Here is an 18,888-nt window from a genome sequence, read left to right on the forward strand (position 1 = left end):
CGTGCCGACTGCCCATCCCTCCGGCTGGGCGCACGCCGACGGCGCGCTGCGCTCCACACGCCCCGGCGGGCCCCACTGGCTGCGTGAGCCAGCCGACCCCAACGAGCTGGTGACCCACCTGTGGTCGCAGACGGCCGCCAAGTCCGACGGCGTTCTCGCGGTCGGCGGGGTGCCGGTGACCGACGTGGTCCGCGAGCACGGCTCGCCGGCGTACGTCCTCGACGAGGCCGACTTCCGCAGCAGGGCGCGCGCCTTCCGCGACGCCTTCGGCGGCTACGACGTCTTCTACGCCGGCAAGGCGTTCCTCTGCACGACGGTGGCCCGCTGGCTGGCCGAGGAGGGGCTCTCGCTCGACGTGTGCTCCGACGGCGAGCTCACGGTGGCCGAGCGTGCGGGCTTCCCGATGGACCGTGTCGGCTTCCACGGCAACAACAAGACCCTCGGCGAGCTCCAGCGCGCCGTCGAGCTGGGCGTCGGGCGCGTCATCGTCGACTCCTTCGTCGAGATCGAGCGGCTCTCCGCGGTGGCGACCGAGCTCGGCCGCACGGTCGGGGTGATGGTGCGCGTCACAGCCGGGGTCGAGGCCCACACCCACGAGTACATCGCCACTGCCCACGAGGACCAGAAGTTCGGCTTCTCCATCGCCAGCGGTGACGCCCTGGAGGCCGTACGCCGCGTCCACCAGGCCGAGGGGCTGGACCTGCTCGGCCTGCACTCCCACATCGGCAGCCAGATCTTCGACACCTCCGGCTTCGAGGTGGCCGCCCGGCGGGTGCTCGCGCTGCACGCGACCGTGGGCGAGGAGATCGGCGTCGAGATGCCCGAGATGGACCTCGGTGGAGGCTTCGGCATCGCCTACACCACCCAGGACGACCCGTCGGACCCCGCCCAGCTGGCCACGGAGATGTCCAAGATCGTCGAGCACGAGTGCCGCGGGCTCGGGATCAGCGAGCCGCGGCTCTCGATCGAGCCCGGCCGGGCGATCGTCGGCCCGGCCGTGTGCACCGTCTACGAGGTGGGCACCGTCAAGCAGGTCGAGCTCGACGGGGGCGCGCGGCGCACGTACGTCTCCGTGGACGGGGGCATGAGCGACAACATCCGCACCGCCCTCTACGACGCCGACTACTCCGCCACGCTCGCCTCGCGCCGCTCCGATGCCGAGGCGGTCCTGTCCCGGGTCGTCGGCAAGCACTGCGAGGCGGGCGACATCGTCGTGAAGGACGAGTTCCTGCCCGGAGACGTGGGTCCCGGCGACCTGGTGGCGGTGCCCGGCACCGGCGCCTACTGCAGATCCATGGCCTCCAACTACAACCACGCGCTGCGTCCTCCGGTGATCGGAGTTCGGGACGGGAAGACTTTCACCGTGCTGCGACGAGAGACTGTCGCCGACTTGTTGGCGACTGATGTGGGTGTCTCATGAACGAGGGTGACAAGCGCACGCTCAAGGTGGCGGTGCTCGGCTGCGGAGCAGTCGGCTCCCAGGTGGTGCGGCTGCTGGCCGAGCAGCACGACGACATGGCCGCCCGCGTCGGCGTGCCGGTCGAGCTGGTCGGGGTCGCCGTACGCCGGCTTGACGCGCCGCGTGACGTGGAGGTGCCCGACGGGCTGCTGACCACCGACGCTGCCGCTCTCGTGGCCCGCGACGACGTCGACGTGGTGGTCGAGGTCATCGGGGGGATCGAGCCCGCCCGCTCGCTCATCCTCTCCGCACTCGAGAACGGCGCCAGTGTGGTCACGGCCAACAAGGCGCTCCTGGCCGAGGACGGACCGACCCTCTTCGAGGCGGCCGCCAAGGCCGAGCGCGACCTCTACTACGAGGCGGCCGTGGCCGGCGCGATCCCGATCCTGCGCCCGCTGCGGGAGTCGCTCGCCGGTGACCGGGTCACCCGGGTGCTGGGCATCGTCAACGGCACCACCAACTTCATCCTCGACCGGATGGACACCTCCGGGGCCGGGTTCTCCGAGGCGCTGGAGGAGGCCCAGGAGCTCGGCTACGCCGAGGCCGACCCGACCGCCGATGTCGAGGGCTTCGACGCCGCGGCCAAGGCGGCGATCCTCGCCAGCCTGGCCTTCCACTCCCGCGTGACCGCCGCCGACGTCCACCGCGAGGGCATCTCGGAGGTCACCGCGGCCGACGTCGCCAGCGCCCGCGACATGGGCTCGGTGGTCAAGCTGCTCGCCATCTGCGAGCTGCGCCCCGGGCCCGACGGGCAGGACGTCGTCGCAGCCCGGGTGCACCCCGCGATGATCCCGCGCTCGCACCCGCTGGCCAGCGTGCACGAGGCCTACAACGCCGTGTTCGTGGAGTCCGAGGCGGCCGGCCGGCTCATGTTCTACGGACCGGGTGCCGGCGGGGCGCCCACCGCGAGCGCCGTGCTCGGCGACCTGGTCACGGTGGCCCGCAACCGCCTCGCCGGGACGCGCGGCGCGGGGGAGTCGGCGTACGCCGACCGGGCCGTCCAGCCGATGGGGGAGACCCGCACCCGCTACCACGTGGCGATCGACGTCGACGACCGGGCGGGCGTGCTCGCCGCTGTCGCCAACGCCTTCGCCGACCACGACGTGTCGATCCAGACCGTCCGGCAGGAGGGCCGTGGGGCCGACGCCCAGCTCGTCGTCGTGTCGCACGAGGCACCCGACGCCGCACTCAGCGCGACCGTCGCGCAGCTGCGCGGGATGGACATCGTCCGCGAGGTCACCTCGGTGATGCGGGTGGAAGGAGACTCCGAATGAGCGAGCTCAGGGCGGCCCACCAGTGGCGCGGCGTGATCGAGGAGTACCGCGACCTGCTCGACCTGCCCGATGGCCTCGAGGCGGTGACCCTCCGCGAGGGCGGGACCCCCCTCGTGCACTCCGAGTGGCTCTCCGGCGTGACGGGCGCCGCGGTGTGGCTCAAGGTCGAGGGCGACAACCCGACCGGCTCCTTCAAGGACCGCGGGATGACCGCGGCGATCTCGCACGCCAAGCACCTCGGCGCCCGGGCGGTGGTGTGCGCCTCCACCGGCAACACCTCGGCCTCGATGGCCGCCTACGCCGCGAAGGCCGGGCTCAAGCCGCTCGTCCTGATCCCCGAGGGCAAGATCGCCGCCGGCAAGCTCGCGCAGGCCGTGGTGCACGGGGCGCAGGTCATCATGGTCCGCGGCAACTTCGACGACTGCCTCGCCATGGCGATCGGCCTCTCCAAGGGCTACCCGGTCGAGCTCGTCAACTCGGTCAACCCGGTGCGGCTCCAGGGCCAGAAGACCGCCTCCTTCGAGATCGTCGACTTCCTCGGCGACGCCCCCGACTTCCACCTCCTGCCGGTGGGCAACGCGGGCAACATCTCGGCCTACTGGCTCGGCTACCAGCAGTACGCCGACCTCGGCCGCGCCACCCGGCGACCGCGGATGCTCGGCTTCCAGGCCGAGGGCGCGGCGCCGCTCGTGACCGGTGAGCCGTTCCCCGATCCCGAGACCAAGGCCACCGCCATCCGGGTCGGCAACCCGGCCTCGTGGCACCTCGCCGAGCAGGCCGCCAAGGAGTCCGAGGGTGGCTTCGCGGCGCTGACCGACGCCCAGATCCTCGCCGCGCAGCTCGACCTCGCCCGCAACGACGGCGTCTTCGTCGAGCCCGCCTCGGCAGCGGGAGTCGCCGGCCTGCTGGCAGCGGTGGCCTCCGGGCAGTCCTTCGCCGGGTCGACCGTGGCGATCACGGTCACGGGCCACGGACTCAAGGACACTGCTACGGCGCTGGAGTCCTGCGGCGACATCGTCGACACCGTCGTGGACGCCGACGTCGACACTGCCGCGGCCGCGGCCGGGCTGGCCTGAGGGCGTGACGACCTTCGTCGAGGGCGCGGTGCGGGTCACCGTCCCGGCCACGTCGGCCAACCTCGGTCCTGGCTTCGACTCGCTCGGGCTCGCGCTGTCGCTGCGCGACGAGCTCGAGGCCGAGGTGCTGCCCGAGGGCCTGCTCGTCGAGGTCGAGGGTGCCGGCGCAGACGGCGTACCCCGCGACGAGTCGCACCTGGTCGTGCGCGCGATGCGGGCGTCCTTCGAGCTGATGGGCGCCCGGCCTCCCGGGCTGCGGCTCTCCTGCCACAACGTGATCCCGCACGCCCGTGGGCTCGGCTCCTCCTCGGCAGCCATCGTCGCGGGGGTGGTCCTGGCCCGCGGCCTGGTCGCCGGCGGCCAGCTCCTTGCGTCCGACGAGGCCCTCTTCGACCTCGCCGCCGACCTCGAGGGACACCCGGACAACGTGGCTCCGGCGTTCTACGGCGGCTTCGTGATCTCGGGCCGCGAGGACGACCACTGGTACGCCGTCCGCGCCGGCGTCGACCCGCGGATCACCGCTGTCGCCTTCGTCCCGCCGAGCGGGGTCGAGACCTCGGTCGCGCGCGGCCTGCTGCCGGCGTCGGTGGCGCATGCCGACGCTGCCGCCAACTCGGGTCGCGCGGCCCTCCTCGTCGCCGCCCTCGCCGGCCGCCCGGAGCACCTGCTCGCCGCCACCCGCGACTGGCTGCACCAGGAGCAGCGGGAGCCGGCGATGCCGGAGACCCTGGCGCTCGTACGCCGCCTCCGTGCCGACGGCGTACCCGCCGTGGTCTCCGGCGCGGGACCCACCGTGCTCGCCTTCGGCTCCGCCGACACCTCGGCCCTGACCGGGCGCTGCCCGGACGGGTGGACCTGTCACGACCTGTCGATCGAACCAGCCGGAGCGGTCCTGCTAACCTGACGGCGCGCCGTTCGGCGCACCTGCCCGTCCCGGTCTCCCTGGCGGTCCCACGACCTCCACGACGACTGCGTGCACGGGCGACCACCATCCGCCTCGCAGGCCGCTCGCCGGTCACCGCAGGCGACGCAACGTGCGAAGGACCCACGTGACCGAGACCCCCACTGCTGCCCCCTCTGCTGACGCGGACGCGGCGGCGAAGAAGCCTGCCAAGAAGGCGGCTTCGAAGCCAGCGTCGAAGTCGGGCGGCCTCAGCTCGATGCTGCTGGCCGACCTCAAGTCGATGGCCGCCGGCCTGGGCATCTCCGGTGCCGGATCGATGAAGAAGGCCCAGCTGGTCGACGCGATCAAGGCGTCCCAGTCGGGCTCCGCCGCCCGGCCCGACACGTCCGTGGCGCCGAGCGCCGATGCACCCCGGAGACAGCAGCCCGAGCAGCCCGAGCTGCCGAGCGCCGACCCCGAGCCTGCGGCCGCGTCGACGGCCCCGGTGACGGCCCAGACGACGGTGCGGACCCGCACCCGCAAGCAGCGCCAGGCCGAGCAGGCCGGCGAGTCGGCCCAGCCCGAGCAGGAGCAGCCCGAGCAGAAGCAGGCCGACCGGCCCGCCCAGAGGCAGGACAAGGCCAGGCAGGACCAGCAGGCCCGGCAGGACCAGGCCAGGCAGGACCAGCAGGCCCGGCAGGACCAGGCCAGGCAGGACCAGCAGGCCCGGCAGGACCAGGCCAAGCAGGACCAGGCCAAGCAGGACCAGAAGCAGAGCCAGAAGCAGGCCAAGCAGAACCAGAACCAGACCCAGCAGAACCAGAACCAGCAGGCCCAGGCCGGCCAGGGCCAGGGCCAGGGCCAGGGCCCGGCCGACGACGAGGACGACGAGGGTGGCAGCCGCCGCAACCGCCGCCGCCGCGGCCGCGACCGCGACCGGACGGTCCCGCGCACCGGTGCCCGCAACGAGCCCGACACCACGATCCTCGAGGACGACGTCCTGGTGCCGGCTGCCGGCATCCTCGACGTGCTCGACAACTGCGCGTTCGTGCGGACCTCGGGCTACCTGCCCGGTCCCGAGGACGTCTACCTCTCGCTGTCGATGGTGCGCAAGTACCACCTGCGTCGCGGTGACGCGGTCGTGGGGCAGGTACGCCAGCCGCGGGAGGGGGAGCGTCGGGAGAAGTTCAACCCGATGGTCCGCATCGACAGCGTGAACGGCACCGAGGCAGAGGGCGCCAAGGAGCGCCCGGAGTTCGCGGACGCGGTGCCGGTCCACCCCCACCAGCGCCTGCGCCTGGCCACCGACGACGCCAACCTGAGCGGTCGGGTCATCGACATCGCCGCACCGGTCGGGAAGGGCCAGCGCGGGCTGGTCCTCACCCCGCCGCGGACCGGTGCGACCTCCCTGCTGCAGTCGATCGCCCAGTCGGTGACCACCAACAACCCCGAGTGCCACGTGATGGTGGTGCTCGTCGACACCCGTCCCGAGGAGGTCACCGACTTCCAGCGCGCGGTCAAGGGCGAGGTCGTGGCCTCGACGTTCGACCGTCAGCCGGCCGACCACACCCTGGTCGCTGAGCTGGCCATCGAGCGCGCCAAGCGCCTCGTCGAGCTCGGCCACGACGTGGTCGTGCTCCTCGACTCCCTGACCCGCCTGGGCCGGGCCTACAACCTCGCCGCGCCCGCCAACGGCCGGATCCTCGGCGGCGTGGTCGACGCGTCCGCGGTGCACCCGACCAAGGAGTTCTTCGGTGCGGCACGCAAGATCGAGGACGCGGGCTCGCTGACCATCCTCGCGACGGTCACCGTGGGCACCGGGTCCGCCACCGACGAGTTCTTCCTCGAGGAGCTCTCCGGCACCGCCAACCTGGAGCTGGTGCTCAGCGCGGACCGTGCCGCGAAGGGGATCGTGCCGGCCGTCGACATCGCCGCGTCGGGCACGCGCCACGAGGAGAAGCTGCTCGCACCCGCTGAGGGAGCGGTCGTCGGTGACCTGCGCAAGCAGCTCGCGGCCGCGGACTCCCCCCAGGCGGTGACCAAGCTCGTCGGCTCGCGCTGATCCCGCGCAGCTGGCGGGCCGCCGGCGGGGAATCCCCGGATTGGCGCCGTTGTTCACACCGGTGGCACACTTGTGTGTCGGTTCCGGTTCACGTCCTGAGCGATCCACGCGGGCGACCCGGAACAATTCGAGAGGAAACCATGAAGAAGGACACGCACCCCGAGTACGTCGAGACCGCCGTCACCTGCACGTGCGGCGCGTCGTTCACCACTCGCAGCACCGCGACGTCCGGCCGGCTCCACGCCGACGTGTGCTCGCAGTGCCACCCGTTCTACACCGGCAAGCAGAAGATCCTCGACACCGGCGGCCGCGTCGCCCGCTTCGAGGCCCGCTACGCCAAGAAGGCTCCGGCCGACAAGGTTGCCGAGACCGCCGAGAGCAAGTAGCTCACGCCAGGCGCCGGTCGCCCGCTTCGCGCGGGTGACCGGCGCCTTGTCGTCTGCCCACCTGCTGCCGAGCCGAGGAGGAGCGCCGTGTTCGAGGCCGTCGAGGGAATGCGTGAGGAGCACGCCGATCTCGAGCGACGCCTGACGCTGCCCGAGACCCATGCCGACCAGCGCCTGGCCAAGCAGCTCAACCAGCGCTACGCCGAGCTGACCGCCGTGGTGACGACCTGGCAGGACTGGCTCCAGCTCGGCGACGACATCGAGGCGGCCCGTGAGCTCGGCGCCAGCGACCCGGGCTTCGCCGCCGAGGCCGAGGAGCTGGCCGCGCGCCGTGAGGTGGCCGGGGAGCGGCTGCGCCGGCTCCTGGTGCCGCGCGACCCGGCCGACGGCAAGGACGCCCTGCTGGAGATCAAGTCCGGGGAGGGCGGGGAGGAGTCCGCGCTCTTCGCGGGCGACCTGCTCCGGATGTACACCCGCTACGCCGAGACCCGCGGGTGGAGCGTGGAGATCCTCGACGCCAACGAGTCCGACCTCGGGGGCTACAAGTCGGTCACCGCGGCCGTGAAGGCTCGCGGCACCGTGGAGCCCGGCCAGGCGCCGTACGCCCTGCTCAAGTTCGAGGGCGGCGTGCACCGGGTCCAGCGCGTGCCCGTCACCGAGTCGCAGGGACGCGTGCACACGTCGGCGGCCGGAGTGCTCGTCTCGCCCGAGGCCGAGCCGGTCGACGTGACGATCGACGACAACGACCTGCGCATCGACGTCTACCGCTCCAGCGGTCCCGGCGGCCAGAGCGTCAACACCACCGACTCCGCGGTGCGGATCACCCACCTGCCCAGCGGCATCGTGGCCAGCTGCCAGAACGAGAAGAGCCAGCTCCAGAACAAGGAGTCCGCCATGCGGATCCTTCGCTCGCGGCTGCTCCAGGCCGCCCAGGATGCCGCGGACGCCGAGGCGAGCGACGCGCGGCGCTCGCAGGTGCGCACGGTCGACCGCTCCGAGCGGATCCGCACCTACAACTACGCCGAGAACCGGATCTCCGACCACCGCACCGGCTACAAGTCCTACAACCTCGACCAGGTGCTCGACGGCGACCTCCAGCCGGTGCTCGACTCGTGCGTCGAGACCGACATGGCGGCCCGCCTCGCGGCGCTGGAGTCCTGAGTGCGCGCCCGCGCGGCGCGGCGCGAGGGTGCCGCAGTGCTTCGGGAGGGAGGCGTGGCCTCCCCCGAGCGCGACGCCGACCTCCTGCTCGCCCACGTCCTCGACGTCCCCCTCGGACGGCTGCCGCTCGTCGACGACCTCGATCGCCAGCAGCAGGAGCAGTACGTCGCGCTGCTGGCGCGCCGCGCCGCTCGCGAGCCGCTCCAGCACCTGACCGGCACCGCCGCCTTCCGCCACGTCGAGCTCGCGGTCGGCCCGGGCGTCTTCGTGCCTCGCCCGGAGACGGAGCTGCTCGCCGGCTGGGCGATCGATGCGGCTCGCGCGGTCGAGCACGCCGGCCGGACCTGCCGGGTCGTCGACCTCTGCACGGGTTCGGGGGCGATCGCCAAGGCCGTCGCCGACGAGGTCCCGGACGCCGACGTGCACGCCGTCGAGCTCGACGAGGGAGCCCTCGCCTGGGCCGAGCGCAACCTGGCCGGCACCGGCGTCGACCTGCGCCACGGCGACCTCGCCACGTCCTTCGACGACCTGCTCGGCACCGTCGACGTCGTGGTGTGCAACCCGCCCTACATCCCGCTCGAGGCGTGGGAGTCCGTGGCGGCCGAGGCCCGCGACCACGACCCGCACCTGGCCCTCTTCTCGGGCCAGGACGGGCTCGACGCGATGCGCGTCCTCGAGCGGCGAGCTGCCCTGCTGCTGCGGCCCGGGGGAGTGGTCGGCGCCGAGCACGCCGACGTGCAGGGGGAGTCGGCCCCCGGTGTCTTCACCGCCGCGGGGCGGTGGCTCGACGTGACCGACCATCTCGACCTCGCGGGTCGACCGCGCTACCTGACCGCGCGACTGGCACGATGAGCGACGTGGACAGGCTGACGACCTCGACGGAGGAGGAGCGTGAGGCCGCGGTGACCGCCGCTGCCGGCGCCGTACGACGTGGAGACCTGGTGGTGATCCCCACCGACACCGTCTACGGCATCGCCGCCGACGCGTTCTCCCACGAGGCCGTCCGGAGCCTGCTCGACGCCAAGGGCCGCGGCCGGGAGATGCCGCCACCGGTGCTCGTCTCGGCGGCCACCACGCTCGACGCGCTCGCCGACGGCGTACCCCCGTGGGCGCGCACGCTCGTCGAGAAGTTCTGGCCCGGCCCGTTGACCCTCGTCTGCCGCCAGCAGGCGTCACTGATGTGGGACCTGGGGGAGACCCGGGGGACCGTCGCGGTCCGGATGCCCGACGACGAGGTGGCGCTGGCCGTCCTCGAGCGCACCGGCCCGCTCGCCGTGTCCTCGGCCAATCTCACCGGCCGCCCCGCCGCCACGGACGCGGACGCGGCCGAGGAGATGCTGGGCGACGTCGTGGCTGTCATCGTCGACGGGGGAGCCTCCTCGGGTGGCGAGGCCTCCACGATCGTCGACGTCACCGTCCCGGAGGGCCGGGTCCTGCGCCTGGGCGCCCTCTCGCTCGACGAGCTCAACGCGGTCCTCGAGGAGCACGGCGTGGTCCTCTCGGACGAGGGCTGACGGTGCGGGAGTACCTCCTCGTCTTCCTGGTCGCCCTGTCGGTGACCTACCTGCTCACCGTCATCGCCCGCGAGATCGCGCTCCGCACCGGAGCCGTGGCCGCGGTGCGTGACCGCGACGTCCACGCCGAGCCGATCCCCTACCTCGGCGGGCTGGCGATGCTCGGTGGACTGTGCGCGGCCTACCTCGTCGCGCGACAGCTCCCGTTCCTCTCCACCGCCAGCGAGGACTTCGTCTTCACCGACGCCGGGGTGGTGCTGGGGGCCGGGGCCCTCGTCTGCGCCGTCGGGGTCATCGACGACATCTTCGAGCTCGACGCGCTGACGAAGCTCGGTGGACAGGTGCTCGCCGCCGGGCTGCTGGTCGCGATGGGCGTGCGTTTCTGGTACTTCCCGGGCGCCGACGGCACCCAGTTCGCGCTCGACGACGCCCAGGGCGCGCTGCTGACGCTGCTCGTGGTCATCGGCACCATGAATGCGGTCAACTTCGTCGACGGGCTGGACGGCCTGGCAGCCGGCGTCGTCGGCATCGGCGCCGCCGCCTTCTTCCTCTACTGCTACGCCCTCACCGCCGAGAACAACCTCACCCTGGCCACCACCGGCGCCCTGCTGAGCGCCGCGCTGGCGGGTGCCTGCGCCGGCTTCCTGCCGCACAACTTCCACCCCGCCCGACTCTTCATGGGCGACTCCGGATCGATGCTGATCGGGCTGGTGCTCTCGGCGAGCGCGCTGACGCTGACCGGACAGTTCTCCGGCATGCCGTCCTCGGGAGGCAACAGCCTCTTCGTCACCGTGCTGCCGGTGCTGCTGCCCATCTCGCTGCTGATGGTGCCCATCGCCGACCTCGTCCTCGCCGTCGTACGACGCACGCGGGCCGGCCGCTCACCGATGAGCGCCGACAAGCAGCACCTGCACCACCGGCTCCTCGAGATCGGCCACTCCCAGCGGCGCGCGGTCCTCATCATGTGGATGTGGGCCTTCACCATCGCCGCCGGCGCCGTGATCGTCAGCCTGCGCGACAAGCCCTGGGTGTGGTGGAGCCTCGGCTCGATGCTGGCCCTGTCGATCGCGCTCACCTTCGTGCTGCCCAAGCTGCACCGCCCACCGAAGACCGGCCTGGGCGACACCGGGCTGCCCGAGTACGCCGCCGTCGAAGGCCGGCCCGAGGAGCCCGTCGACCCCCGTCCGGAGGCGGAGGAACCCCTGCCTGGGACCTGATTGGAGGGGGCCGAGGACTTTGTGATAGTTTTCACGAGCAGTCATCCAGACCCTTGAGAGACAGGCCGCCGCCATGACGACCGAGTCGAAGCAAGGCACCCGGAGCAGGGTGTCCCCGCTCCTCGGTGCGGTGGCTGCCGGCGCGGTCGCGGTGCTCGTCCTCGTGGTCGCAGCGGCACTGACGGACGGTCGTCCGGCCGTGGTCGGGGCGGCGTCCGGGGGAGTCCTGACGCTCGTGGTGTTCGCCCTGGGCGTCGCCAGCGTGGGTGCGGTCGCCCGGCTGCTGCCAGCAGCCTCGCTGCTCGTGGCGCTGCTGACGTACGCCCTCCAGCTCCTCGTCCTGGCGCTCGTCGTGGCAGCGATCCAGCGCGCCGGCGTCGGGGCCGAGACCCTGTCCCGGGGCTGGTTCGCGGCGGGCGTCATCGCCGTCACCCTGCTCTGGCTGGTGGGGCAGGTCGTGGCCGCGACGCGCCAGCGGATCCCGCTCTACGACGCCCCCGAAGGCGCCTCCGCCAGCGACCAGCCGGTCCCTCACCCCGGGGGTGAGCGATGACTGTTCCCGCTGCTAGTGTGCGGGGCGCGATGGCTCGACAGCTTCCCCCGACGGCCGGACCCGACGACACCCCCAAGGGCGACCCCTGGCACGCCTTCGGCTACGTCGTCTCGGGTGTGGCTTTCTACGGTCTGGCTGGGTGGGCCCTCGATCGTTGGCTGGGAACGACGTTCCTCGTGGCGATCGGCATCCTCATCGGTGCCGGCTTCGGGATCTACATGACATACGCACGGTTCAACAAGGCAAGCCAGTAGGAGACTGACTCGATGTTCGGCATCACGATGGCTGCGTCCGGCGATGAATTCGTCGCGCCGGGCCCCAACAGCTTCGACTTCGACGCTGTGCCGCTGTTCCACCTCGGTGGGCTCGCGGTCACCAAGCCGATGGTCCAGCTGCTGCTCGGCGCCCTCGTGGTCTTCGTGTTCTTCTACGCCGCCGCCCGCCGCGCCACCCTTGTGCCGGGTCGTCTGCAGTTCGCCGGAGAGGCCGCCTACGGCATGGTCCGCAACTCGATCGGCCGCGACATCATCGGCAGCCGCGACTTCCTCAAGTTCGTCCCCTACCTCGTGACGATCTTCTTCTTCCTGCTGGTCAACAACGCCTTCGCGTCCATCCCCGCGATCCAGTTCCCGACCTTCTCGCGGGCCTCGATGGCCTACGCCCTGGCTGCCCTGAGCTGGGTCATCTACAACGCGGTCGGCATCCACAAGCACGGGTTCATCGGCTACCTCAAGCTGCAGAGCGTCCCGTCCGGTGTGAGCCCCGCGATGTACCCGCTCCTGGTGCCGCTGGAGTTCTTCTCCAACATCCTGGTCCGCCCGGCCACGCTGGCCCTGCGTCTGTTCGCCAACATGTTCGCCGGCCACCTGCTGCTGATCCTCTTCTCGACCGGCGGCCTCTTCCTCATCGAGTACGGCGGCGTCGGCTACGTCGCCGGCCCCCTCGCCTGGGTCCTCGCCATCGCGATCTCGTTCCTCGAGCTCCTGGTGCAGTTCCTGCAGGCCTACGTCTTCACCCTGCTCAACGCGATGTACATCTCCGGCGCGCTCGCCGACGAGCACTGAGCCCGGAGCAAGCACAGCACCCACGATCTGCACCACCCCACCTGAAGTAGCACCAACCGAAAGGAAATTGCCGTGGACGGCACTCTCAACGGCTCGCTCAACATGATCGGCTACGGTCTGGCGGCCATCGGCCCCGGAATCGGCATCGGCCTGATCTTCGCGGCCTACATCTCCGGTGTGGCTCGTCAGCCGGAGGCCCAGGGCCGCCTGCAGTCGATCGCCATCCTCGGCTTCGCGCTCGCCGAGGCGCTGGCGATCATCGGTATCGCCCTCGCCTTCGTCCTCAACTGACGCTGGCCCTCCACTGACTAGGACTGCCTCATGCAGAATCTGATCCTCCTCTCGGACACGACCGAGCACACCGAGGGCACCGAGGGCGGCCACGCCCCGGAGAACCCGCTCGGTTTCGTGCCCGTCGAGTTCGTCCTGTCGCTCGTCGTCTTCGGCCTGCTGCTCTTCCTCATCTGGAAGTTCGTGGCTCCTCGCTTCGAGCAGACCTTCGCCGAGCGCACGCAGGCGATCGAGGGCGGCATCGCCGCCGCCGAGACCAAGCAGGCCGAGGCCGACGCCAAGCTCGCCGAGCTGGAGCAGCGGCTGTCCGAGGCCCGGCACGAGGCGGCGCGCATCCGTGAGGAAGCGCGTGAGCAGGGCGCCCAGATCGTGGCGGAGATGCGGGAGCAGGCCCAGGCCGAGTCCTCGCGCATCGTCGAGCACGGCAAGTCCCAGATCGAGGCCGAGCGCCAGCAGGCGGTCACCTCGCTCCGTGCCGAGGTGGGCGCGCTCGCGACCGGCCTGGCCGGTCGGATCGTCGGGGAGAGCCTGGACGACGAGGCTCGCCAGAGCCGCGTCGTCGAGCGCTTCCTCGCCGACCTCGAGGCCCAGGACGGCGCCACCTCGGGGAGCGTCAACTGATGATGCGAGGTGCGTCTGCCGACGCCTACGCCGCTGCCGCCGAGGTGCTTCCGCGCACCGGCGACACGGGGCGGGTGGCTCAGGACCTGTTCGGGGTCGCGGACCTGGTCCGTTCCGAGCCGGGCCTGCGCCGGGTCGCCACCGACGCCTCGATCGACGGCAAGGCCAAGGCCGAGCTGCTCCGGTCGGTGCTGGCCGACAAGGTCTCGTCCGAGGCGCTGGACGTCGTCACCACAGCTGTCTCGCAGCGGTGGAGCGCCGGGCGCGACCTGGCCGACACCCTGGAGCAGCTCGGCGTCGTGGCAGCGGTCCGCTCCACCGGCAGCGAGGCGGGTCGTCTCGAGGACGAGCTCTTCGCCGTCGGACAGCTCGTGCAGGCCAACCCCGACCTGCGTGACGCCCTCTCCGACCCGGCGCGCAGCCGCGAGGACAAGGCAGCGCTGATCAACGGCCTGCTGGGCGACAAGGTGCTCCCGGCCACGGTGACCCTCGTCCAGCAGTCGCTGTCCGGGAGCCACCGCACGGTGACGGTGGCACTCGCCGCCTACCAGAAGATCGCCGCCGACGTCCGGGGCCAGGGGGTCGCGACCGTTCGCGTCGCCCGCCCCCTCGCCGACGCCGACCGCCAGCGCCTGGCCGGTGCGCTCGAGCGCTCCTACGGCCACCAGGTGCACCTCAACGTCGTCGTCGACCCCGAGGTCATCGGCGGCATCCGTGTCGAGATCGGCGACGACGTGATCGACGGGACGGTCTCCAGCCGCCTCGACGAGGCGGCGCGCAGGCTCGCCGGCTGACCACCTGACCGACATCCAAGAACCTTTCGAGCCCATCAAACTTCGAGCACAGTCAGAGAACAGGTGAATGAAATGACGGAGCTGTCCATCCGTCCGGACGAGATCCGGGACGCGCTTCAGCGCTTCGTGTCGGACTACAAGCCCGACTCGGCGGCCAAGGAAGAGGTCGGCACGGTCGCAGAGGCCGCCGACGGCATCGCCCGCGTGAGCGGCCTGCCGTCGGTCATGGCCAACGAGCTGCTCGAGTTCGAGGACGGCACGCTCGGCATCGCGCTCAACCTCGACACCCGCGAGGTCGGCGTCGTGGTCCTGGGTGACTTCGACAAGATCGAGGAGGGCCAGGTCGTGCGTCGCACGGGCGAGATCCTCTCGGTCCCCGTCGGTGACGGCTACCTCGGCCGCGTGATCGACCCGCTCGGCACCGCGATCGACGGCCTCGGCGAGATCACCCCGCTCGAGGGCCGGCGCGCGCTGGAGCTCCAGGCTCCCGGCGTGATGGTGCGCAAGTCGGTGCACGAGCCGCTGGCCACCGGCATCAAGGCCATCGACGCCCTGACGCCCATCGGCCGTGGTCAGCGCCAGCTGATCATCGGTGACCGGTCGACCGGCAAGACCACGATCGCCATCGACACGATCATCAACCAGAAGGCCAACTGGGAGTCCGGCGACCCGGACAAGCAGGTGCGCTGCATCTACGTCGCGATCGGCCAGAAGGGCTCGACCATCGCCGCCGTGCGTGGCGCCCTCGAGGAGGCCGGCGCGCTCGAGTACACCACCATCGTCGCCTCCCCGGCGTCGGACTCGGCGGGCTTCAAGTACCTGGCCCCCTACACCGGCTCGGCCATCGGCCAGCACTGGATGTACGACGGCAAGCACGTCCTGATCGTCTTCGACGACCTCACCAAGCAGGCCGAGGCCTACCGCGCCGTGTCGCTGCTGCTGCGCCGCCCGCCGGGTCGCGAGGCCTACCCCGGTGACGTCTTCTACCTCCACAGCCGGCTCCTCGAGCGTTGCGCGAAGCTGTCCGACGACATGGGCAAGGGCTCGATGACGGGTCTGCCCATCATTGAGACCAAGGCAAACGACGTCTCGGCGTTCATCCCGACCAACGTCATCTCGATCACCGACGGCCAGATCTTCCTGCAGTCCGACCTGTTCGCGGCCAACCAGCGCCCGGCCATCGACGTGGGTGTCTCGGTGTCGCGCGTGGGCGGCTCGGCCATGACGAAGGCGATGAAGTCCGTCACCGGCTCGCTGAAGGTCGACCTGGCGCAGTTCCGCGCCATGGAGGCGTTCGCCATGTTCGCCTCCGACCTCGACGCGGCCTCGCGCCAGCAGCTCGACCGCGGCCAGCGCCTGATGGCGCTGCTCAAGCAGCCGCAGTACTCGCCGTACCCCCTCGAGGAGATGACCGTCTCCCTGTGGACCGGCACGTCGGGCCGTCTCGACAAGGTGCCCACCGACGACGTGCTGCGCTTCGAGAACGAGTTCCTCGACTACCTGCGGCGCAGCCACGACGGCATCCTCGCCGGCATCCGCGAGTCGTTGAAGTTCGAGGACTCGACCGAGAACGAGCTCGCGAAGGCCTACGACTCCTTCCTCGACCAGTTCGAGACCTCCGACGGCCAGAGCATCAAGGCCGGCAAGGAAGAGCACGTCGCCCTGGAGGACGAGGACGTCGAGCAGGAGCAGATCGTCAAGCAGAAGCGGAGCTGACCATGGCTCTCTCGGTACGCGAGTACCGCGCGCGGATCAAGTCGACGGAGTCGATGAAGAAGATCACGCGTGCCATGGAGCTCATCGCTGCGTCCCGCATCATCAAGGCGCAGCAGCGAGCGCAGGCGGCAGCGCCCTACGCCCGTGAGCTGACCCGCGCGGTCTCGGCCGTGGCGACGTTCTCCAACGTGGACCACGCCCTGACCGTCGAGCCGGAGGACCCCAAGAAGGCGGCGATCCTCGTCGTCACCTCGGACCGTGGTCTGGCCGGCGCCTACTCCTCGAGCGTGATCAAGGAGGCCGAGCGCCTCGTCGAGAAGCTCAAGGGCGAGGGCAAGGAGGTCGACCTCTACTGCAGCGGTCGCAAGGGCGAGGCCTACTTCAAGTTCCGCCAGCGCCCCGTGGTGCAGTCGTGGACCGGGTTCTCGGACCAGCCGACCTACGACGTGGCTGCCGAGATCGGCGCGACCCTCATCGCGACGTTCCTCGACGAGGAGGGTGTCGACGAGGTCCACGTGGTCTACACGCGGTTCCGCTCGATGCTCAGCCAGGAGCCCACCGCGGTACGCCTGCTGCCGCTCGAGGTCGTCGAGGGCACCGAGCCGCCCGAGCAGGGCGACCTGCTGCCCCTCTACGAGTTCGAGCCCTCACCGTCCGAGGTGCTCGACTCCCTGCTGCCGCGCTACGTCCAGAGCCGGATCTTCTTCGCCCTGCTGCAGGCGGCCGCCTCCGAGCTGGCCGCACGTCAGAAGGCGATGAAGTCCGCGACGGACAACGCCGACGAGCTCATCAAGAAGTACAAGCGCATCGCCAACCAGGCACGCCAGGCTGGCATTACCCAGGAAATCAGCGAGATCGTCGGTGGCGTCAACGCCCTTGCCGACGCACAAGCCGGGAGTGAGTGAACATGACTGCCACTGTTGAAGAGACGACCACCACGAGCGAGGGCGGCGCGGTCGGCCGCATCGCCCGGGTCATCGGCCCGGTCGTGGACATCGAGTTCCCGACCGACTCGATGCCCGCCATCTACAACGCCCTGACCTGCGAGTTCGAGCTCAGCGGCGAGACCAAGTCGATCATCCTCGAGGTCGCCCAGCACATCGGCGACGGCATGGTCCGCGCGATCTCCATGAAGCCGACCGACGGCCTCGTGCGCGGCGGCCAGGTCACCGACACGGGTGAGTCGATCACCGTCCCCGTGGGCGACGTGACCCTCGGCAAGGTGTTCAACACCACCGGTGACTGCCTCAACCTGGAGGAGGGCGAGACCCTCGACGTCAAGGAGCGGTGGGGCATCCACCGCAAGGCTCCGGCCTTCGACCAGCTCGAGTCCAAGACCCAGATGTTCGAGACCGGCATCAAGGTCATCGACCTGCTGACCCCCTACGTCCAGGGCGGCAAGATCGGCCTCTTCGGCGGTGCCGGCGTGGGCAAGACCGTGCTCATCCAGGAGATGATCGCGCGAGTCGCCAAGGACCACGGTGGTGTGTCGGTGTTCGCCGGTGTCGGTGAGCGCACCCGCGAGGGCAACGACCTCATCGTCGAGATGGAGGAGGCCGGCGTCATCGGCCAGACCGCCCTCGTCTTCGGCCAGATGGACGAGCCGCCGGGCACGCGTCTGCGCGTGGCCCTGTCGGCGCTGACGATGGCGGAGTACTTCCGCGACGTGCAGAAGCAGGACGTGCTGCTCTTCATCGACAACATCTTCCGCTTCACCCAGGCCGGCTCCGAGGTCTCCACGCTGCTCGGTCGCATGCCGTCCGCGGTGGGCTACCAACCCAACCTGGCCGACGAGATGGGTCAGCTGCAGGAGCGCATCACCTCGACGCGTGGTCACTCGATCACGTCGCTGCAGGCGATCTACGTCCCCGCCGACGACTACACCGACCCCGCGCCGGCCACGACGTTCGCGCACCTGGACGCCACGACCGAGCTGTCGCGCGAGATCGCCTCGCTCGGCATCTACCCGGCCGTGGACCCGCTGACCTCGACCTCGCGCATCCTCGACCCGCAGTACATCGGTGAGGACCACTACCGCTGCGCGGTCCGGGTCAAGCAGATCCTGCAGCGCAACAAGGAGCTCCAGGACATCATCGCGATCCTCGGTGTCGACGAGCTCTCCGAGGAGGACAAGATCATCGTCTCCCGGGCCCGTCGCATCCAGCGCTTCCTGTCGCAGAACACCTACGTCGCCAAGCAGTTCACCGGCATCGAGGGTTCGACCGTCCCGGTGGCCGACACCATCGAGGCGTTCAACAAGATCGCCGACGGGGAGTACGACCACGTGGCCGAGCAGGCTTTCTTCATGTGCGGCGGTCTGGACGACGTCGAGCAGAAGTGGGCCGAGATCCAGAAGAGCCTCTGATGGCGGACTCGTCCTCGGGCGCCGTCCTCCAGGTGGAGCTCGTCGCGGCCGACCGGCTGGTCTGGTCGGGTCAGGCCACCATGGTCATCGCTCGCACCACCGAGGGTGACGTCGGCATCCTGCCCAACCACGCGCCGCTGCTGTCCTCGATCATCGAGGGCGTCGTCGACGTACAGACGGTGGAGGGCGAGACCTGGGTCGCGGCCGTCGACGCCGGCTTCCTGTCGGTGGCCGACAACCGGGTCTCGATCCTCTCCGAACGGGCCGAGATGTCCCACGAGATCGACCTCGAGAAGGCACGTCAGGACCTCGAGCGGGCCAAGGAGTCCGGCGAGAACAACGACGAGGCCCACGAGGCCGTACGTCGCGCCGAGGCTCGCATCCGTGCTGCGGAGCGGGCTTCCTGACAGACCGTCACGCACGACCGCTAGGGTGAGCGCACGAACTTCCGG

At 70.8% G+C, this 18,888-nt stretch carries 20 protein-coding genes; all 20 read left to right on the plus strand.

Going from position 1 to position 18,888, the window contains the following annotated elements; genetic code table 11:
- Position 1: 1 nt before the first annotated feature.
- Complete coding sequence (gene lysA / locus J3P44_RS17820; protein WP_372496643.1) at positions 2-1,420, plus strand: diaminopimelate decarboxylase; 1,419 nt, start codon at positions 2-4, stop codon at positions 1,418-1,420.
- Positions 1,417-2,733, plus strand: a complete 1,317-nt coding sequence (locus tag J3P44_RS17825) for a homoserine dehydrogenase (protein ID WP_255891806.1) — start codon at positions 1,417-1,419, stop codon at positions 2,731-2,733. Before lysA ends, J3P44_RS17825 begins: the two co-directional genes overlap by 4 nt.
- Positions 2,730-3,809: a threonine synthase gene (thrC, locus tag J3P44_RS17830; RefSeq protein WP_255891807.1), complete on the plus strand. Its 1,080-nt coding sequence runs from the start codon at positions 2,730-2,732 to the stop codon at positions 3,807-3,809. The genes J3P44_RS17825 and thrC overlap by 4 nt, the downstream gene beginning before the upstream one ends.
- A 4-nt stretch (positions 3,810-3,813) precedes the next feature.
- Positions 3,814-4,713, plus strand: coding sequence for a homoserine kinase (gene thrB / locus J3P44_RS17835; protein WP_255891808.1), 900 nt, complete (start codon positions 3,814-3,816; stop codon positions 4,711-4,713).
- A gap of 145 nt (positions 4,714-4,858) precedes the next feature.
- On the plus strand, positions 4,859-6,754 hold the full coding sequence (gene rho / locus J3P44_RS17840; protein WP_255891809.1) for a transcription termination factor Rho: 1,896 nt from the start codon (positions 4,859-4,861) through the stop codon (positions 6,752-6,754).
- Positions 6,755-6,894: 140 nt separating this feature from the next.
- Positions 6,895-7,140: a 50S ribosomal protein L31 gene (gene rpmE, locus J3P44_RS17845; RefSeq protein ID WP_255891810.1), complete on the plus strand. Its 246-nt coding sequence runs from the start codon at positions 6,895-6,897 to the stop codon at positions 7,138-7,140.
- Between the two features lie 87 nt (positions 7,141-7,227).
- Positions 7,228-8,301: a peptide chain release factor 1 gene (prfA, locus tag J3P44_RS17850; RefSeq protein ID WP_255891811.1), complete on the plus strand. Its 1,074-nt coding sequence runs from the start codon at positions 7,228-7,230 to the stop codon at positions 8,299-8,301.
- Positions 8,302-9,153 (plus strand): peptide chain release factor N(5)-glutamine methyltransferase, encoded by an 852-nt coding sequence (prmC, locus tag J3P44_RS17855; protein WP_255891812.1) that lies wholly within the window; start codon positions 8,302-8,304, stop codon positions 9,151-9,153. It abuts the gene before it with no gap.
- A complete protein-coding gene (locus J3P44_RS17860) occupies positions 9,150-9,815 on the plus strand; it encodes an L-threonylcarbamoyladenylate synthase (protein WP_255891813.1) in 666 nt (221 codons plus the stop codon). Before prmC ends, J3P44_RS17860 begins: the two co-directional genes overlap by 4 nt.
- A 2-nt stretch (positions 9,816-9,817) precedes the next feature.
- Complete coding sequence (locus tag J3P44_RS17865) at positions 9,818-11,032, plus strand: MraY family glycosyltransferase (RefSeq protein WP_255891814.1); 1,215 nt, start codon at positions 9,818-9,820, stop codon at positions 11,030-11,032.
- Positions 11,033-11,105: 73 nt separating this feature from the next.
- Positions 11,106-11,585 (plus strand): hypothetical protein, encoded by a 480-nt coding sequence (locus J3P44_RS17870; protein ID WP_255891815.1) that lies wholly within the window; start codon positions 11,106-11,108, stop codon positions 11,583-11,585.
- A 29-nt stretch (positions 11,586-11,614) separates the two neighbouring features.
- Positions 11,615-11,839 (plus strand): hypothetical protein, encoded by a 225-nt coding sequence (locus tag J3P44_RS17875; RefSeq protein ID WP_255891816.1) that lies wholly within the window; start codon positions 11,615-11,617, stop codon positions 11,837-11,839.
- A gap of 12 nt (positions 11,840-11,851) precedes the next feature.
- Positions 11,852-12,649, plus strand: coding sequence for a F0F1 ATP synthase subunit A (atpB, locus tag J3P44_RS17880; protein WP_255891817.1), 798 nt, complete (start codon positions 11,852-11,854; stop codon positions 12,647-12,649).
- 102 nt (positions 12,650-12,751) lie between these two features.
- A complete protein-coding gene (gene atpE / locus J3P44_RS17885; protein ID WP_207208869.1) occupies positions 12,752-12,940 on the plus strand; it encodes an ATP synthase F0 subunit C in 189 nt (62 codons plus the stop codon).
- A gap of 30 nt (positions 12,941-12,970) precedes the next feature.
- The gene (locus J3P44_RS17890; RefSeq protein ID WP_255891818.1) at positions 12,971-13,561 is read left to right on the plus strand and encodes a F0F1 ATP synthase subunit B; all 591 of its coding nucleotides are present in this window, start codon (positions 12,971-12,973) and stop codon (positions 13,559-13,561) included.
- Complete coding sequence (locus J3P44_RS17895) at positions 13,561-14,355, plus strand: F0F1 ATP synthase subunit delta (RefSeq protein ID WP_255891819.1); 795 nt, start codon at positions 13,561-13,563, stop codon at positions 14,353-14,355. The genes J3P44_RS17890 and J3P44_RS17895 overlap by 1 nt, the downstream gene beginning before the upstream one ends.
- A gap of 72 nt (positions 14,356-14,427) precedes the next feature.
- Entirely contained in the window at positions 14,428-16,071 is a 1,644-nt protein-coding gene (gene atpA / locus J3P44_RS17900; RefSeq protein WP_255891820.1) for a F0F1 ATP synthase subunit alpha, read from the plus strand.
- Between the two features lie 2 nt (positions 16,072-16,073).
- Positions 16,074-16,976: a F0F1 ATP synthase subunit gamma gene (locus J3P44_RS17905; protein ID WP_255891821.1), complete on the plus strand. Its 903-nt coding sequence runs from the start codon at positions 16,074-16,076 to the stop codon at positions 16,974-16,976.
- 2 nt (positions 16,977-16,978) lie between these two features.
- Entirely contained in the window at positions 16,979-18,436 is a 1,458-nt protein-coding gene (gene atpD, locus J3P44_RS17910; protein ID WP_255891822.1) for a F0F1 ATP synthase subunit beta, read from the plus strand.
- A complete protein-coding gene (locus J3P44_RS17915; RefSeq protein WP_255891823.1) occupies positions 18,436-18,843 on the plus strand; it encodes a F0F1 ATP synthase subunit epsilon in 408 nt (135 codons plus the stop codon). The genes atpD and J3P44_RS17915 overlap by 1 nt, the downstream gene beginning before the upstream one ends.
- Positions 18,844-18,888: the final 45 nt, after the last annotated feature.

Source organism: Nocardioides astragali, assembly GCF_024436375.1.
Classification (GTDB): Bacteria; Actinomycetota; Actinomycetes; order Propionibacteriales; family Nocardioidaceae; genus Nocardioides; species Nocardioides astragali.

What these genes read in the sequence shown, in the direction of transcription:
- J3P44_RS17825 (WP_255891806.1), top strand. Translation starts at nt 1,417, where the DNA reads ATGAACGAGGGTGACAAGCGCACGCTCAAGGTGGCGGTGCTCGGCTGC.
- thrC (WP_255891807.1), top strand. Translation starts at nt 2,730, where the DNA reads ATGAGCGAGCTCAGGGCGGCCCACCAGTGGCGCGGCGTGATCGAGGAG.
- rpmE (WP_255891810.1), top strand. Translation starts at nt 6,895, where the DNA reads ATGAAGAAGGACACGCACCCCGAGTACGTCGAGACCGCCGTCACCTGC.
- J3P44_RS17860 (WP_255891813.1), top strand. Translation starts at nt 9,150, where the DNA reads ATGAGCGACGTGGACAGGCTGACGACCTCGACGGAGGAGGAGCGTGAG.
- J3P44_RS17870 (WP_255891815.1), top strand. Translation starts at nt 11,106, where the DNA reads ATGACGACCGAGTCGAAGCAAGGCACCCGGAGCAGGGTGTCCCCGCTC.
- J3P44_RS17875 (WP_255891816.1), top strand. Translation starts at nt 11,615, where the DNA reads ATGGCTCGACAGCTTCCCCCGACGGCCGGACCCGACGACACCCCCAAG.
- atpB (WP_255891817.1), top strand. Translation starts at nt 11,852, where the DNA reads ATGTTCGGCATCACGATGGCTGCGTCCGGCGATGAATTCGTCGCGCCG.
- atpE (WP_207208869.1), top strand. Translation starts at nt 12,752, where the DNA reads ATGATCGGCTACGGTCTGGCGGCCATCGGCCCCGGAATCGGCATCGGC.
- J3P44_RS17890 (WP_255891818.1), top strand. Translation starts at nt 12,971, where the DNA reads ATGCAGAATCTGATCCTCCTCTCGGACACGACCGAGCACACCGAGGGC.
- J3P44_RS17895 (WP_255891819.1), top strand. Translation starts at nt 13,561, where the DNA reads ATGATGCGAGGTGCGTCTGCCGACGCCTACGCCGCTGCCGCCGAGGTG.
- atpA (WP_255891820.1), top strand. Translation starts at nt 14,428, where the DNA reads ATGACGGAGCTGTCCATCCGTCCGGACGAGATCCGGGACGCGCTTCAG.
- J3P44_RS17905 (WP_255891821.1), top strand. Translation starts at nt 16,074, where the DNA reads ATGGCTCTCTCGGTACGCGAGTACCGCGCGCGGATCAAGTCGACGGAG.
- atpD (WP_255891822.1), top strand. Translation starts at nt 16,979, where the DNA reads ATGACTGCCACTGTTGAAGAGACGACCACCACGAGCGAGGGCGGCGCG.
- J3P44_RS17915 (WP_255891823.1), top strand. Translation starts at nt 18,436, where the DNA reads ATGGCGGACTCGTCCTCGGGCGCCGTCCTCCAGGTGGAGCTCGTCGCG.